The organism is Natrinema pallidum DSM 3751 (assembly GCF_000337615.1).
GTDB classification, from domain to species: domain Archaea; phylum Halobacteriota; class Halobacteria; order Halobacteriales; family Natrialbaceae; genus Natrinema; species Natrinema pallidum.
The window spans coordinates 1-14,174 of the sequence record NZ_AOII01000107.1 but is presented as its reverse complement, the minus strand read 5'-3'; the positions used below and the strand labels follow the sequence as shown (position 1 = coordinate 14,174).

Genomic DNA, 14,174 nt, shown 5'->3' with positions numbered 1-14,174 from the left:
CGATGTCTCCGACCAGCGGCCTAAAACGATTCCTGCTCTCCTTGGTCGTCTTGCCCCGGTCCGCCCTCGTCCTGCCGCTCTTCGCCCGCTGCGGGCGGCGTGCGGTCGCTGTAGTTCTTCCGTCCGATCGCCTCGTCGCCGACCATATTCATGATCGCCTGCTCGACCGCACCGTAATCCCGATACTCGTCTTCGCCCAGCGGCCCGATGAGATCCGCGAGCGTCGTGGTATTGCCGCTCATCTCGACCGTTTCGTCGCCGTGTTTCTCGAGCAACTCGTCGTGGCCGATGGGATACTCCTCGCGCTCCAGCGTCTCCCGTAGCTCGCCGAGTTCGACGCCGCGTTCGCGGCTATCGTCGGACATACGTACGCGAAGGGGTCGGCGACGCAAACGGGTTCGGCCTGCGTTCGCCGTGACACCGCTGCAAGCGGCGCTGGACGACCATTCGCACGCGCGACAAGGCGAGTGCCGGCAGTGTCGACAGGAAGCCGAGAAGGGCAGCCGAAACGAGCAGTTTCGACGGCCCGCTCGAGACGCCGATCCCGACGACGGCGGCGATGGAAACGACCGCGACCAGCAGCGCCACCGGCTTTAGTCGGCGTCGGTCGACGGCCGTCGACCCGAGCGGTGGTGTCGACTGCTCGAGGGTCCAGCCTGCGAGCGCGCCGGCCGCGAGCGCCGCGTACGCGACGGCACTGTCCGCACGGCCGCTGGCGACCATCGCCGCGCCGGCGAGTCCCAATGCGAGTGCGAACGCGGTTGCCGTTCGATCGAACGGCGACCGCTCGAGGAGCCACCGCACGCCGGCGAGATAACACCACCCGACGACGACGCCTGCGACCACATCGAGCGGGTAGTGGACGCCGAGCACGAGCCGCGTGAGACAGACGGCGGTGACGATCACACCGGCCCCCGCGAGACGGAGGCGTCGCGTCCCCGTCTCGAACACCATCGCGAACAGCCCGTAGGTGACGGTCGCACCGACCGCGTGACCGCTCGGGAAGCCGTAGCCGCCGGCGCTCGCGCTCGAGCGGGACACCGAGCGGATCGGCGACGGAAAGACGGTCGACTCGACCGTCGCGAGTTCGGGACGCGGTAAGGAAAAGAGGTGCTTCAGCGCCGTCATCGTCGCCAGGCCGCCGACGATAACGGCGAGGAACCAGGGTCCGTCGGGCCGTCGAGAGGGCCGGCCGGTCCCGAACTGCCGGCCGCGCTGCCCCGTCCGTCGCCACGCGATCGCCCACGACGCGCCGATGCCGAGCGCGAGCAACAGCAGGCCGTCGCCGAGTCGAGTGACGGCCGCGGCAACGGCCACACCCCACTGCGGGACGAAGTCGCGAATCGACTCGAGAAGGGCAGCGCCGCGGTTCATACGGCCCCTCTTCGACGGTAGCGTGGATAACGCTCGGGCGGGAACATGCAGGGTCCGTGGGTCCGGGGAGCGAGACCGGGGCGTGTCGACCACCGCGGGTTTCATGCCGACACGGTCGGCATACTCCGGTATGGACCTCACAACGGCGACGTGGACGGACGTTCGGGACCTCGAGACGGACCTTGCGGTCGTCCCCGTCGGAAGCACGGAACAACACGGCCCCCACGCGCCTCTCGGGACGGACGTGCTGACCGCCGAAGCGATCGCCGACGCCGGGATCGAGCGGGTCGACCGGGAGGTCGTGCGTGCGCCGGCGATTCCGGTCGGGATCGCCGAGGAGCACCGGCAGTTCCCCGGAACGATGTGGGTCTCCGAGGATACGTTCCGCGACTACGTCGGCGAGGCCGTCGACAGCCTCGCTCACCACGGGTTCGATCGGGTCGTCCTCGTCAACGGCCACGGCGGCAACGTCGATGCCCTCCGTGAGGTGGGCGGCCGGCTCACGCGAGCCGGCGACGCGTACGCCGTCCCCTTCACCTGGTTCGAAGCCGTCGGCGAGCACAGCGACGAGATGGGCCACGGCGGCCCCCTCGAGACGGGACTCCTGCGACACCTCGAGCCGGCATTGATCCGCGAGGACCGGATCGAAGCGGCTCGAGCCGGCGGAGCCGACGGCTGGGGCGACTGGACGAGCTACGTCAACATGGCCTACGACGCGGCGGAGTTTACGGAAAACGGAGTCGTCGGCGATCCGGACGACGGTGACGCCAAGCGGGGTGCAGAACTGTTCGAGTTAGCGGCGGACGCGCTGGCTCGGCTGCTCGAGGCGGTCGCCGAGCGCGATGTCTCGCGGCCCGAGCGCCGGTAGGGGGTGCAGGCGAGCGGTCCGTCGGCGGCGGGAAGCGGTTACTCCTCGTCTTCGTCCGCATCCGTGTCGGCGTCCGCTGGCTCGTCGTCGGTCGCCGCGGGACCGGCATCCTGCAGCGTTCCGCGAAGGGCCGGAACCGTCGACGTGAGTTCGCCGACCTGGTCGCCGGCCGCGGAAATATCCGTGACGGCTGCTTCGAGGGCTTCGATTTCCGCCTCGAGATCGGCGGCGTCGTCGAAGGCGTCGGCGCGTTGGCCCATGGTGAACCACTTCTTCGCATCGCGGAGGTTCTCCTCGGCGTCGCCCGCCTCGAGCGCCGAGTTGAGTCCGTTGAGCACACCCAGCACGTTGTCGGCGTCGGTCTCCCAGATATCGTCGGCGTCGGGCAGCGCCGCCCAGGCCGCCTCGAGCGAGGTTTCGACGTCCTCGCGCATCTCGTTGGCCGCTTCGCCGAACAGTTCCTCGTCGTCGCCGAGCGTGGCTTGGCTCATGTCATCGTCTTTGCGGGCACTATGGTTAAAAGATAGCCCGAAAGTGAAAGTGAAATCGGTCGGAAGCGGACCGATATCGGCCAAACGGTAGTGGCGTTTCGAAAGGAACGACCTCGAACAGAATGGTCTTATTCCTGCCAGGTCCGTCCGCTGTTAGCATGCGTCGGACCGGTAACGAGGTGCTACAACGCAGTTACGGATCGGACCCGATCTCCCGATACTGGTCTCGAGTGACGGTATACCGGTGTCTGTCGGCGTGGTCGATCGCCGCGACCTCGAGATCGATCACGGTCAAGCAGAGCCTCGTGACTGCTCGAAGGCTCGAGTTCGATTTCGGTAAGAGCGAAGCTTACTCCCGACTCCGAACCGACTCGAGTCGCATCAACGGATAGCCGTCCTCCATTTCCATCCGGGTGACGACCTCACAGCCCTCGTAGTCGACGACGATCTCGACCTCGAGAAAGCGGCCCGTCAGTTCGGTGTAGTCGGCCGTCGACTCGGCGAGCGCGGCCTCGAGTTCGTCGGTACGGACGTCGACGGTGACCTCGCGACAGTGGGGCTGATTCTCGATCGAGTCCGCCATCGCCGCCGCGAGGCTCGGAGCAGTATCGGGCGAGACCGGTGTGCCGGCGAACTGGTGGTAGAGCGAGCCGAACTTGATGCCGGCCTCGAAACAGGCGGCCTCGGCATCCGTCGGTGCCGTGTCCGTGGACATGGACGGACACTCGAGTGCGGCGTGCAAGGGGATTGCGATGGCCGTCGGCCTCTCGGAGCGTCAGCTACGGCTACAGTTTCGAGGATGGACGCCGTTCCCGGCGCGGAAGACGATCCTTATTCGTGGCCCGCGACCGGCAGCGGCTCGTAGGGCTCCTCGAGATACTCCATGTCGGAACTCGAGAGGTCGATCTCGAGGGCTTCGACGGCGTCCTCTAAGTGTTCGACGCTGGTCGTCCCGACGATGGGGGCGTCGACCCAGTCCTTGTGGAGGAGCCAGGCGAGGGAGAGTTGCCCCATCGAGACGCCCTTGTCGGCGGCGAGTTCCTGAATCCGTTCGTTGATCTCCGTGCCGCCACCCTGCAGGTACGACATCTGTTCGAGGTACTGGTCGGTTCGGCCGCGCGTCGTGGCTTCGATCTCCTCGTGGGGCCGGGTTGCGACGCCGCGGGCCAGCGGCGACCACGGGATGACACCGATGTCTTCCCGCTCGCACAGGGGTAACATCTCCCGCTCTTCCTCCCGGTAGAAGAGGTTGTAGTGGTTTTGCATCGTCACGAACCGCTCGAGGCCCAGCGCGTCGCTGGTGTGGAGCGCATCTGCGAACTGGTGAGCCCACATCGACGACGTGCCGACGTACCGCACCTGTCCGCGACGGACCGCATCGTCGAGCGCGCGAAGGGTCTCGTCGATCGGCGTGTCGTAGTCCCAGCGGTGTGTCTGATAGAGATCGATCGTGTCCATGCCCAGTCGGTCGAGGCTCGCCTCGAGTTCCTGCTCGATGGCTTTGCGGGAGAGCCCGCTCGCGTTCGGATTCTCCGGGTTCATGTCACCGAAGACCTTCGTCGCGACGACATGCGAATCGCGGTCGTAGCCGTCGAGGGCCTCGCCCAGAATCGCTTCGGATTCGCCCGTCGAGTAAACGTTCGCAGTGTCGAAGAAATTGATCCCGAGATCGATCGCGCGCTCGATGAGTGCTTTGCTGTCCTCGGGCTCGAGCATCCATTCCTGGCCGGTCCCGAAACTCATACCGCCGAGGCAAATCCGGCTGACAGTCATCCCAGTCGATCCGAGCGTGGTGTACTCCATGGCTGGGAATGTGACCGCCGACGACAAAACGTCGTGGCTCGTCGGAATCGGTTGCCGGCTCTCGAGGGGAACACGGGAACGAGGTCCGATCGCGACCGATCAGGCGTCCGGTTCGGCGACCCGCTCCTCGCCGTCGTAGTACGCGGAGTTGTCCTCCGGGTCGTAGCCCAGGGCCTCGCGGGCGCGCTCTATCGAGTAGTACTTCCGGTCGTTGTCGGAGATGCCGTAAACGATCTCGTACCCGTAATCGGCGCGGATACAGCGATCGAACAGGTGCGCACAGTCCCGGTATGAGAGCCACATCGCTTGCCCGCGCTCGTAGTCGATCGGCGGATGGCCTTCGGTGAGGTTGCCGATGCGGACGCAGGCGACCGAGAGGTCGTGTTCGTCGTGATAGTACCGGCCGAGGGTCTCGCCGGCGGCCTTCGAGACCCCGTAGAGGTTGCTCGGGCGGGGGAGTTCGGTGCCGTCGAGCAGATAGTCGTCGTGCTCGCGGTACAGCTCGGGCGTGCGCGCGTCGGTCTCGTAGTTGCCGACGGCGTGGTTCGACGAGGCGAAGACGACGCTCTCGACGCCCGCGTCGACGGCCGCCTCGAAAACGGTCTGTGTGCCGTCGATGTTGTTGGTCAGCACGCTATCCCACGGCGCTTCGGGGCGCGGGTCGCCCGCGAGATGGATCACGACATCGATCCCGTCCATCGCCTCGCGGACGGCATTGTCGTCGGTGATGTCCGCGACGACGAACTCGCCCGGCTGGTCGTCGGTCGGCGGATTTCGATCCAGTAATCGCCACTCGTGGTCATCAGCGAGGCCGCCGAGGATGGCCTCTCCGACCCGCCCCGCAGCCCCCGTAAGCAGGACTGACTGTGCCATTCGTTCGGTGGAAGGGAAAGCGTCGATAAGTACCATGCGGTTCGGCGGACGTACGGCCAACCGTGGCACTCGTCGCTCGAGACCCGTGGAAACCCGTTCAGAACAGTCCCTTCACGTCCTCCTCGCGCGCCCGCCGCCTGCCGACGTGATCGGTGAGCCGCTGATAGACGATCCCGCGATTCTCGTCCTCGCGGACGAAATCGAACAGCAGCGTGATGAACGTGCTGTCGTCCGCGCCGGCCTCGAGATCCTGGCGTGCGTACGTGCGCGCTCGGTCGACCGGCTCCTCGTCGTAGCCGAACGCCTCGGCGAGCACGACGGCGGCGAGCGCCGTCGGCTCGAACCCGAGCGTCGACAGCGTCGGGAGCGTGCCTTCGTGTTCGATTCGAACTGGCACCCTGCGTTCGAGGATCTCGGGATCGGCCGCGAGCCGTGCGAGAAACGAACGAACCGGCGCGAGTCGGAGATCGCGATAGTCAGCCGGTAGATTCGCGAGGTACCCGCCGCCGCTCGCCGCGAGCCCGACGGCCCCCTCCCAGTTCCCCTCCCGGGCGTGATAGACCGCGCCGCTGTACTGAATCAGGCCGTGGAGCAGTCGCTCGTCGTCGCTCCCCGACTCGAGATCGAGCCAGCGGTCCTCCCAAGCGTCGTGGGCGGCGTGGTAGTGGCCGTCGTTGAAGACGGCAACGCCGGCCCGGAGCCGATCGCGCATAGTCGTCGTTAGGGCTCGAGACTGGAGAACGTGACGGAGACGGAGACCGCCGGCAGGACCCTCGGCCGTCGCGGTCGGAGCCACACCGAGCCCACCCCGGCCGCTGCCGATCGACGGGGGGTCCGCCTCCGGCATGGGGGACGGACGATGCGCGGCGGAACTACGCGTCGAACCCGTCCTCGAATCGGAAGACGCCGTTTCGCTGGAGTACCTCCCCGTCGACCTCGAGGACGGACTCCTCGCTTACGTCAGTGATCAGATCGACGTGAACGGCCGACTCGTTGCCCGACTCGCCGTCGGGGAGACAGGCGTCGTAGGCTCGCCCGAGCGCCAGATGAACGGTCTCGCCCATCTTCTCGTCGAAGAGGATATTGTCCGTGTAGCGGTCGATTCCGCGATTCATTCCGATGCCGACCTCACCCAGTCGACGTGCACCCGCGTCGGTCTCGAGGATGTCGTCGATGACATCTCCACCCTGCGCGGCGTCGTAGTCGACGACCTCGCCGTCGTCGAACTCGAGGCGGACGTTCCTGACGGACTCGCCCCGGATCGTCATCGGCACGTCGAAGGTCACCTCGCCCTCGGTCGCGTCGGGCGCGGTGAAGACCTCGCCGCTGGGGAGATTGTGCGAGTCGTACGCCACCGACGCGGCGCTGTTGACCGCCGTCCGCCCTTCGATGTTCATGGTGAGATCGGTGCCCCTCGAGACCAGCCGCAGTTCGGAGCCGGCATCGAGGGCCTCCTTCAACTGGGCCATCTCGTCGGCCAGCGACTCCCAGTCCCGCAGGATCGCCTCGTAGGCGAAGTCCCGATACTCCTCGTAGGCCATGTTCGCCTGCTGGGCGAGCGATCGCGTCGGATGGACCGTCGAGACCCAGCGGGTCCCCAGTCGCCGCTCACGAATCTCGGTTCGCGCCTCGTTGTAGGCTCGGCGCTGCTCGCCGGGAACGTCGGCCATCGCGCTCGTGTTCCGGCCCCCACCAAGCGAGAGGTAGACGTCGGCGTTCTCGACGACGGCGAGTTCGTGGGCCGGGCTCTCGTCGAAGTCGCCGTCGTGTGCCCGGAGGTAAGCGCGGGTGATCTCGCCCGAGCCGTAGGTCGCGAGGAGGTTCGCCCCCCTATCACCGAGTTTCTCGGCGACGGCGACCGCCAGTTCGTGGGCGGCGGGTCCCACCGAGAGGACCACGTCATCGCCCGCTTCGACTCGAGCGCTCCAGTCGACCAACACGGCGGCGTGTTCGCGCACGCGTTCGTCCATATTCAACCCTCTCGAGCGGGCTACTAAACGCTCCCCGTTCGAACCGAAACCCCCAGGGCGGCTATGCGGAGAGTGGCTGCGAACCGTGGGCGCTTAGGCGGTACTGGCGTCCTCGGCCGATCCCTCCTTGCGCGAGCGCACGAGCGAGACGATAGCGTAGACGATCGGCGTGTCCAGAACGGCGATCGCGAGTTTCAGCAGGTACTGGCCGACGATCAACGAGAGCAAGAGGTCGGGCTCGAGGACCGCACCGACGCCGAGGACAGCGGGTGCGACGGCGAACGCCACCGTGACGAAGATGACGGTGTCGATCGCCTGACTGCTCGCCGTCGAGGCGATGTTACGGAGCCAAAGTTTCTCGGGGCCGGTGGACTCCCGAATGCGGTGGAAGACGATCACGTCCCAGTTCTGGCTGACGACGTACGCGAGCAGGCTCCCGATGACGATGTTCGTCGACGCCCCCAGGGCCGTCTCGAACGCGCCGGGATCGACACTCGTGGGGGCCGCCGGCGCGGCGATCGTCGACCAGACGAGCGCGAGAACGACGAAGTTCAGCACGAAGCCGACGTTGACGACGATCTGTCCCGCACGACGCCCGTAGAGTTCGGTATAACAGTCGCTCGCGAGGAACGTCAGCGCGTACGCGAGCGCGGCACCGGGTAACGCGAGTTGCGCCCCCGTGATCGGCAGCGCAACGGGAAGTTCGAACGCGAGCACCTTCGAGGCGGTCAACTGTGCAGTCACGAGCGCCGTCACGAAGAGACCGATCAGCGCGACCTGTGCGATCGTCGGCCCGTGACGGGTCTGTGTCTGACTCATAGGACGGCGTATCCACCGAATCCACCTAAACGGTGCTATTCACGGAGTACTCGAGTATGGACGGGATCGGATTCGAGTCCGTTCGACCATCCCAGTCGAAAGCCTGCCGAACAGACCACGGTGAGTTCGACCCCGACTCTGGACGAACAGTCGGTTCGGATCGCCCCGGACCGGGCCGGATCGACTGCGTTCGTCGACCCCTTCCGTTAGCAAGTGACCCCATCAGCACGCCCCAGACGACCGTTCCGGCACAGAGCGCCCTCCTACTGACCTTCTCGAGAGTTAACTCATCAGTGGGCAGTGAAAACCGAGGGGCCGGTTCTCGAGCGATATGGCGTCCGATCGTCGTCTTTCGGCACTAATTATTTTTGTTTCGACACACGACCTATAACACAACTGTTATACGTGTCCCGGGCCTCGATTGAATTGCAATGGCGAAAGGAAACGTTGATTTCTTCAACGACACAGGCGGCTACGGTTTCATTGAGACGGACGACGCGGACGATGACGTTTTCTTCCACATGGAAGACGTTGGCGGTCCGGACCTCGAAGAAGGCACAGACATCGAATTCGATATCGAACAGGCCCCCAAAGGCCCCCGCGCCACCAACGTCACCCGCCTGTAATACGGCTTTTTACGTTCGGTAACGGGTTTCACACTTCGAATATCATTCTTCGCAATCCAACTCGACAACCAGCGGACGCTATCGCCGACCGGCCGCTCGGCCCGAACCCGCTGTCCCAGTGAGGGGTCCCACTCGATCGTCGATCACCATCACTGGAGCACAACAACCGGGTTCTAGCAGCGGACGGATGCCGTCGTAGCCTGCTCATCACGGACACCTGCTCGCATGACAGCGCCGTGATCAGCGTGTTGATCGTTTCACCGTCCGAGATTTTCGGCTGTGACACCGGATTGGAACTAAACGGCCGGCTGTAGGACGTGGTTACTAGACGAAAGGACGGACAGTACTACGAATGACTCAGTTAGCTCCGTTGAACGTATTCGAACCGGTTGATACGAAATCGATAACAAATAGTCGGGTTCCCGTCCGTCCACCCGAATACAAAATGGACGATCTGACTGGGTTTCAACGCGACCTGCTGTACGTGATCGCAGGGGCCGATCAACCGTCGGGGCAGGACGTAAAGGACGAGGTCGAAACGTATTACAACAGCGAAATCAACCACGGGCGATTGTACCCCAATCTCGATACGCTCGTCAACAAAGACCTCGTCGAGAAGGGGCAACTCGACCGGCGCACTAACTACTACGAGATCAGTGACCGCGGCCACCAGACCATCGAACAGCGCCGGGAGTGGGAACAACAGTATATCGACAGGTAACTCGGTTTTACCCCATACACACGCGCTCGAACTCACGTACCCGACGGGATCGCGGCTCATCCACCGCCACACAGCCACGCTTCGCCCGCGCCGATCCCAGTCCGACCGGCAGACAGCAACTCAGTCTGGAAACACCACACCGGTCGTCGACGAGACGGCCCGCGGCCACAGCCAGTGCTTCCGAGTCACGTTCTCCTCATCACGACACCGACGGAAACCGGTCTGTCCGTCGCGACTCCAGTGCGGAACGGCGACGCGGCTCGTGTGCTCACCCGATCGAACGCCAGTGTTCCACTCGCGACAGTCGCCTCGAGACCACACCTGCCCCCGAACTCGCCTTGAAACCCAGAACTACTTACGTCGGGAGAGTCGTTGATTCACTAACCGAAACAGGCGCTGTCCCTGGCACAGTTGGGACTGAGCCGTCGATTCGACCCACCGAGGACGTGATCGAAGCCGGCTCACGTTGCAGGACGCAGCTCCCAGTAGCCATTCCGGCTGCACGACTGTCCACAGGACTGCTATGATCGGCCCTACCAATGGACATTGAAATTGCGACAATTGGCGGCTACGAGGAAGTCGGCCGACAGATGACAGCTGTCCGCGCCGGTGACGACATCGTGATCTTCGACATGGGACTCAACCTCTCGAAGGTACTCATTCACGACAACATCCGAACCGAAGGCATGCACAGTCTCGACCTGATCGATATGGGCGCGATCCCCGACGACCGGGTCATGAGCGACCTCGAAGGGGATGTCAAAGCGATCGTCCCCACCCACGGCCACTTGGACCACATCGGTGCGATCAGTAAACTCGCACACCGGTACGACGCACCCATCGTCGCGACACCGTTCACCATCGAACTGGTCAAAGGCGAACTCGAGGAGGAAGGGAAGTTCAACACCGACAACGACCTCGTCAAGATGGAAGCCGGCGAGACGATGTCGATCGGCGACTCCGGCGCGGTCGACCTCGAGTTCGTCAACGTGACGCACTCGATCGTCCAGGCCATCAATCCCGTTCTCCACACCCCCGAAGGCGCAGTTGTCTACGGACTCGACAAACGGATGGACCACACGCCCGTCATCGGCGACCCGATCGACATGGAGCGGTTCCGCGAGATCGGTCGCGAGGGCAATGGCGTCCTCTGCTACATCGAAGACTGTACCAACGCGAACAAGAAAGGACGCACGCCCTCCGAGACCGTCGCCCGGGAACACCTGCGCGACGCCCTCTACAGCATGGAGGACTACGATGGCGGCATCGTCGCTACGACCTTCTCGAGTCATATCGCTCGCGTCAAGTCACTCATCGAGTTCGCCCGCGACATCGGTCGCGAACCGATTCTCCTCGGCCGCTCGATGGAGACCTACTCCGGAACCGCAAAACGGATCGGGATCGACTTCCCCTCCGACGTCGAGATGGTCGGCTATCGCCAATCCATCGAGCAGACCTTCGAGCGAATCATGAACGAGGGGAAAGAGAACTTCCTTCCCGTCGTCACCGGTCATCAAGGTGAACCTCGAGCAACGCTTACGCGAATGGGCCGTGGCGAAACACCGTACCAGCTCGAGGACGGTGACAAAGTCGTCTTCTCCGCGCGGGTCATTCCGGAGCCGACGAACGAAGGCCAGCGCTATCAGGCCGAAAAGCTACTCCGCATGCAGGGTGCACGCATCTATGACGACATTCACGTGTCCGGTCACCTCTGTCAGGAGGGCCACTACGAGATGCTCGATGCACTACAGCCCGAGCACATCATCCCGGCCCACCAGGACATGAGCGGATTCTCGGGGTACGTCGAACTGGCATCCAACCGCGGCTACACGCTCGGCCGCGATCTCCACGTTACCTCGAACGGGAACGTCATCGAACTAGTCTAAGCCGACGCGACTACGGTTTTTTGGCTCGCTCTCGAGTAGCAGGCGATGGTATCGCAGTCGTAAAATAAATACAAAACCCCACACAGCAGGTGCTGTGTGGGGAGGAAATATGAATGGAAGCGGCGAAACGGATTTCCCAGAGGGTCGCCCACTCCAGTACTGACCGTAACGTAGGCGAGCTTATCTTCCGTGTTCGGGATGGGTACGGGAGGCACCTCGCCACTGTGGCCGCTGTAATGCCGATCGGCGGAATCGAACCGCCGCAAGACCACGATCGGTAACCGTCGACCGAATTGGTCGATATGAGTGGTGGCGGCGAAACGAAGTTCCCAGAGGGTCGCCCACTCCAGTACTAACCGTAACGCAGGCGAGCTTATCTTCCGTGTTCGGNTGGTGGCGGCGAAACGAAGTTCCCAGAGGGTCGCCCACTCCAGTACTAACCGTAACGCAGGCGAGCTTATCTTCCGTGTTCGGGATGGGTACGGGAGTCACCTCGCCGCTATGGCCGCCGTAACGCCGATCAACGGAATCGAACCGTTGCAATGCCAGTATCGGTTGGTGTGTCTAAGACCGTGTGTACGTGTAGTCCAGTTTACGTCCGGACCCGTTCTCGCGTCACGGATCCAATGCGATGNTGTGTACGTGTAGTCCAGTTTACGTCCGGACCCGTTCTCGCGTCACGGATCCAATGCGATGTAATGTATGAATGTGTGGCTTGGCCAGTTAGTGCTCGCGGGCTCAACACCTCGTTGCCTTGGTGCGTACACCCCGAGTCTATCGATCTCGTCTTCTACGAGTGGCCTCAATGGTATCTCTTTTCCAGGTGGGTTTCGAGCTTAGATGCGTTCAGCTCTTACCCCGTGGTGCGTCGCTGCCCAGCACGTGCCCTTTCGGACNTGGTATCTCTTTTCCAGGTGGGTTTCGAGCTTAGATGCGTTCAGCTCTTACCCCGTGGTGCGTCGCTGCCCAGCACGTGCCCTTTCGGACAGCTGGTACACGAGTGGCACCCATTCGTAGTTCCTCTCGTACTATACGAACGTTCCCGTCAGATACCGTAACCCCCCCAATAGATAGCAGCCGACCTGTCTCACGACGGTCTAAACCCAGCTCACGACCTCCTTTAATAGGCGAACAACCTCACCCTTGCCCGCTTCTGCACGGGCAGGATGGAGGGAACCGACATCGAGGTAGCAAGCCACCCGGTCGATATGTGCTCTTGCGGGTGACGACTCTGTTATCCCTAAGGTAGCTTTTCTGTCAGCAATTGGCCGCATCAAGCAGCCTAATTGGTTCGCTAGACCACGCTTTCGCGTCAGCGTCCGTCGTTGTGCCGGACACTGTCAGACTTCCTTTTGCTCTTGCGCTCTTCCCCGAGTCTCCGACTCGGGGGAGGAAATCTTGGGGCGCGCCCGATATCTTTTCAGGCGCGTACCGCCCCAGTCAAACTGCCCGGCTACCAGTGTCCTCCGCCAGGAGTGAGAGTCGCAGTCACCATCGGGTAGTATTTCAATGTTGGCTCGGTGGCCCGCTAGCGCGGGTACCTGTGTACTGCCTCCTACCTATGCTGCACAATGGCGACCACGTCTCAGTGACAGCCTGCAGTAAAGCTCTATAGGGTCTTCGCTTCCCCTTGGGGGTCTCCAGACTCCGCACTGGAACGTACAGTTCACCGGGCCCAACGTTGGGACAGTGACGCTCTCGTTGATCCATTCATGCAAGCCGCTACTGAAGCGGCAAGGTACTACGCTACCTTAAGAGGGTCATAGTTACCCCCGCCGTTAACAGGTCCTTCGTCCCCTTGTACGGGGTGTTCAGATACCTGCACTGGGCAGGATTCAGTGACCGTACGAGTCCTTACGGATTTGCGGTCACCTATGTTGTTACTAGACAGTCGGAGCGTCCGAGTCACTGCGACCTGCCTCTTCGCGAGGCAGGCATCCCTTATTGCGAACGTACGGGACTAACTTGCCGAATTCCCTAACGTCGGTTGATCCCGACAGACCTTGGCTTTCGCCGCCATGAGTACCTGTGTCGGATCTCGGTACGGACAGTGTGCTTGCCTTTTCACGGGCTCTAGGTTGGCCTGACTTGCGCGATCCTACCATTCGTTCGCTTCGTGCCATTACGGCTTCCACGAATTTCGATAGTTCGACTGGGCGAAAGCCCAGCTCAGGCGGCCCCAAAGCGTCGGCTTTGAGTGCACACTGGCATAGGAATATTAACCTATTTCCCTGTTGTCANTGACTTAGGACCGGCTAACCCTCAGCTGATCAGCATTGCTGAGGAACCCTTACTCGTTCGGCCGTCGGGGTTCTAACCCGACTAACGCTGCTACTATGACCAGGATTTTCGTTACTGAACGGTCCACACGAAATCTCTTCCATGCTTCCACCCGAACAGAACGCCAACCTACGAGATCACCTTGTGAAAGGTGCTGCTAGGTCTCGGTGGTAGACNTGCTTCCACCCGAACAGAACGCCAACCTACGAGATCACCTTGTGAAAGGTGCTGCTAGGTCTCGGTGGTAGACTTGAGCCCCGATCATTTTGGGCGCCTCAACCCTCGGCCGGTAAGCTGTTACGCTTTTCTTAGAGGGTAGCTGCTTCTAAGCTCACCTCCCGGCTGTCTAGGGCTTGAGACCACCTTCGATCGCACTTAGTCTACACTTGGGGACCTTAACCCAGCTCTGGGTTGTCTCCCTCACGGTACACAGGCTTACCCCGTGCACCGGACTCCCTGCGTC

13 protein-coding genes and 3 rRNA genes are annotated in these 14,174 nt (G+C 62.8%); 4 read left to right on the top strand and 12 right to left on the bottom strand.

The genetic code is table 11. The features are described 5' to 3' along the window. Nucleotides 1-20: 20 nt before the first annotated feature. Both C487_RS17615 and C487_RS17610 read right to left on the bottom strand, forming a co-directional pair. Nucleotides 21-365, bottom strand: a complete 345-nt coding sequence (locus C487_RS17615) for a DUF5789 family protein (protein WP_006187192.1) — start codon at nt 363-365, stop codon at nt 21-23. Next, nucleotides 352-1,374 carry a phosphatase PAP2 family protein gene (locus tag C487_RS17610; RefSeq protein ID WP_006187191.1) on the bottom strand — a complete coding sequence of 341 codons (1,023 nt, stop codon included), beginning with the start codon at nt 1,372-1,374 and terminating at the stop codon, nt 352-354. The genes C487_RS17615 and C487_RS17610 overlap by 14 nt, the downstream gene beginning before the upstream one ends. 130 nt (nt 1,375-1,504) lie before the next feature. Here C487_RS17610 and C487_RS17605 point away from each other — a divergent pair, with 130 nt between their 5' ends. Continuing rightward, on the top strand, nt 1,505-2,242 hold the full coding sequence (locus C487_RS17605; protein ID WP_006187190.1) for a creatininase family protein: 738 nt from the start codon (nt 1,505-1,507) through the stop codon (nt 2,240-2,242). A gap of 38 nt (nt 2,243-2,280) precedes the next feature. Here C487_RS17605 and C487_RS17600 read toward each other — a convergent pair whose 3' ends face one another. From C487_RS17600 to C487_RS17570, 7 genes are all read right to left on the bottom strand, one after another. After that, on the bottom strand, nt 2,281-2,733 hold the full coding sequence (locus C487_RS17600) for a DUF5790 family protein (RefSeq protein ID WP_006187189.1): 453 nt from the start codon (nt 2,731-2,733) through the stop codon (nt 2,281-2,283). 349 nt (nt 2,734-3,082) lie between these two features. Next, on the bottom strand, nt 3,083-3,448 hold the full coding sequence (locus C487_RS17595) for a dihydroneopterin aldolase family protein (protein WP_006187188.1): 366 nt from the start codon (nt 3,446-3,448) through the stop codon (nt 3,083-3,085). 116 nt (nt 3,449-3,564) lie between these two features. After that, entirely contained in the window at nt 3,565-4,536 is a 972-nt protein-coding gene (locus tag C487_RS17590; protein WP_006187187.1) for an aldo/keto reductase, read from the bottom strand. Nucleotides 4,537-4,635: 99 nt separating this feature from the next. Then, the gene (gene azf, locus C487_RS17585) at nt 4,636-5,409 is read right to left on the bottom strand and encodes an NAD-dependent glucose-6-phosphate dehydrogenase Azf (protein WP_006187186.1); all 774 of its coding nucleotides are present in this window, start codon (nt 5,407-5,409) and stop codon (nt 4,636-4,638) included. Between the two features lie 97 nt (nt 5,410-5,506). Then, nucleotides 5,507-6,121 carry a DUF309 domain-containing protein gene (locus tag C487_RS17580; RefSeq protein WP_049908260.1) on the bottom strand — a complete coding sequence of 205 codons (615 nt, stop codon included), beginning with the start codon at nt 6,119-6,121 and terminating at the stop codon, nt 5,507-5,509. A 160-nt stretch (nt 6,122-6,281) separates the two neighbouring features. Then, nucleotides 6,282-7,379 carry an aminopeptidase gene (locus C487_RS17575; protein ID WP_006187184.1) on the bottom strand — a complete coding sequence of 366 codons (1,098 nt, stop codon included), beginning with the start codon at nt 7,377-7,379 and terminating at the stop codon, nt 6,282-6,284. Between the two features lie 93 nt (nt 7,380-7,472). Next, the gene (locus C487_RS17570) at nt 7,473-8,198 is read right to left on the bottom strand and encodes a queuosine precursor transporter (protein WP_006187183.1); all 726 of its coding nucleotides are present in this window, start codon (nt 8,196-8,198) and stop codon (nt 7,473-7,475) included. A 431-nt stretch (nt 8,199-8,629) separates the two neighbouring features. Between C487_RS17570 and C487_RS17565 the strand changes: the two genes are divergently transcribed. From C487_RS17565 to C487_RS17555, 3 genes are all read left to right on the top strand, one after another. Beyond that, nucleotides 8,630-8,824: a cold-shock protein gene (locus C487_RS17565; protein WP_006187181.1), complete on the top strand. Its 195-nt coding sequence runs from the start codon at nt 8,630-8,632 to the stop codon at nt 8,822-8,824. Between the two features lie 445 nt (nt 8,825-9,269). Next, the gene (locus tag C487_RS17560; protein WP_006187179.1) at nt 9,270-9,545 is read left to right on the top strand and encodes a helix-turn-helix transcriptional regulator; all 276 of its coding nucleotides are present in this window, start codon (nt 9,270-9,272) and stop codon (nt 9,543-9,545) included. 539 nt (nt 9,546-10,084) lie between these two features. After that, nucleotides 10,085-11,431, top strand: coding sequence for an RNase J family beta-CASP ribonuclease (locus tag C487_RS17555; RefSeq protein ID WP_006187178.1), 1,347 nt, complete (start codon nt 10,085-10,087; stop codon nt 11,429-11,431). A 114-nt stretch (nt 11,432-11,545) separates the two neighbouring features. Here C487_RS17555 and rrf (C487_RS17550) read toward each other — a convergent pair. The 3 genes from rrf (C487_RS17550) to C487_RS21230 all read right to left on the bottom strand — a co-directional run. After that, nucleotides 11,546-11,667 (bottom strand): 5S ribosomal RNA (gene rrf, locus C487_RS17550). Nucleotides 11,668-11,822: 155 nt separating this feature from the next. Continuing rightward, nucleotides 11,823-11,944, bottom strand: a 5S ribosomal RNA gene (gene rrf, locus C487_RS17545). A 190-nt stretch (nt 11,945-12,134) separates the two neighbouring features. Continuing rightward, nucleotides 12,135-14,174, bottom strand: a 23S ribosomal RNA gene (locus C487_RS21230); the annotation flags it as partial.

Coding starts and splice junctions, on each gene's coding strand:
- C487_RS17615 (WP_006187192.1), bottom strand. CDS start 365: ATGTCCGACGATAGCCGCGAACGCGGCGTCGAACTCGGCGAGCTACGG.
- C487_RS17610 (WP_006187191.1), bottom strand. CDS start 1,374: ATGAACCGCGGCGCTGCCCTTCTCGAGTCGATTCGCGACTTCGTCCCG.
- C487_RS17605 (WP_006187190.1), top strand. CDS start 1,505: ATGGACCTCACAACGGCGACGTGGACGGACGTTCGGGACCTCGAGACG.
- C487_RS17600 (WP_006187189.1), bottom strand. CDS start 2,733: ATGAGCCAAGCCACGCTCGGCGACGACGAGGAACTGTTCGGCGAAGCG.
- C487_RS17595 (WP_006187188.1), bottom strand. CDS start 3,448: ATGTCCACGGACACGGCACCGACGGATGCCGAGGCCGCCTGTTTCGAG.
- C487_RS17590 (WP_006187187.1), bottom strand. CDS start 4,536: ATGGAGTACACCACGCTCGGATCGACTGGGATGACTGTCAGCCGGATT.
- azf (WP_006187186.1), bottom strand. CDS start 5,409: ATGGCACAGTCAGTCCTGCTTACGGGGGCTGCGGGGCGGGTCGGAGAG.
- C487_RS17580 (WP_049908260.1), bottom strand. CDS start 6,121: ATGCGCGATCGGCTCCGGGCCGGCGTTGCCGTCTTCAACGACGGCCAC.
- C487_RS17575 (WP_006187184.1), bottom strand. CDS start 7,379: ATGGACGAACGCGTGCGCGAACACGCCGCCGTGTTGGTCGACTGGAGC.
- C487_RS17570 (WP_006187183.1), bottom strand. CDS start 8,198: ATGAGTCAGACACAGACCCGTCACGGGCCGACGATCGCACAGGTCGCG.
- C487_RS17565 (WP_006187181.1), top strand. CDS start 8,630: ATGGCGAAAGGAAACGTTGATTTCTTCAACGACACAGGCGGCTACGGT.
- C487_RS17560 (WP_006187179.1), top strand. CDS start 9,270: ATGGACGATCTGACTGGGTTTCAACGCGACCTGCTGTACGTGATCGCA.
- C487_RS17555 (WP_006187178.1), top strand. CDS start 10,085: ATGGACATTGAAATTGCGACAATTGGCGGCTACGAGGAAGTCGGCCGA.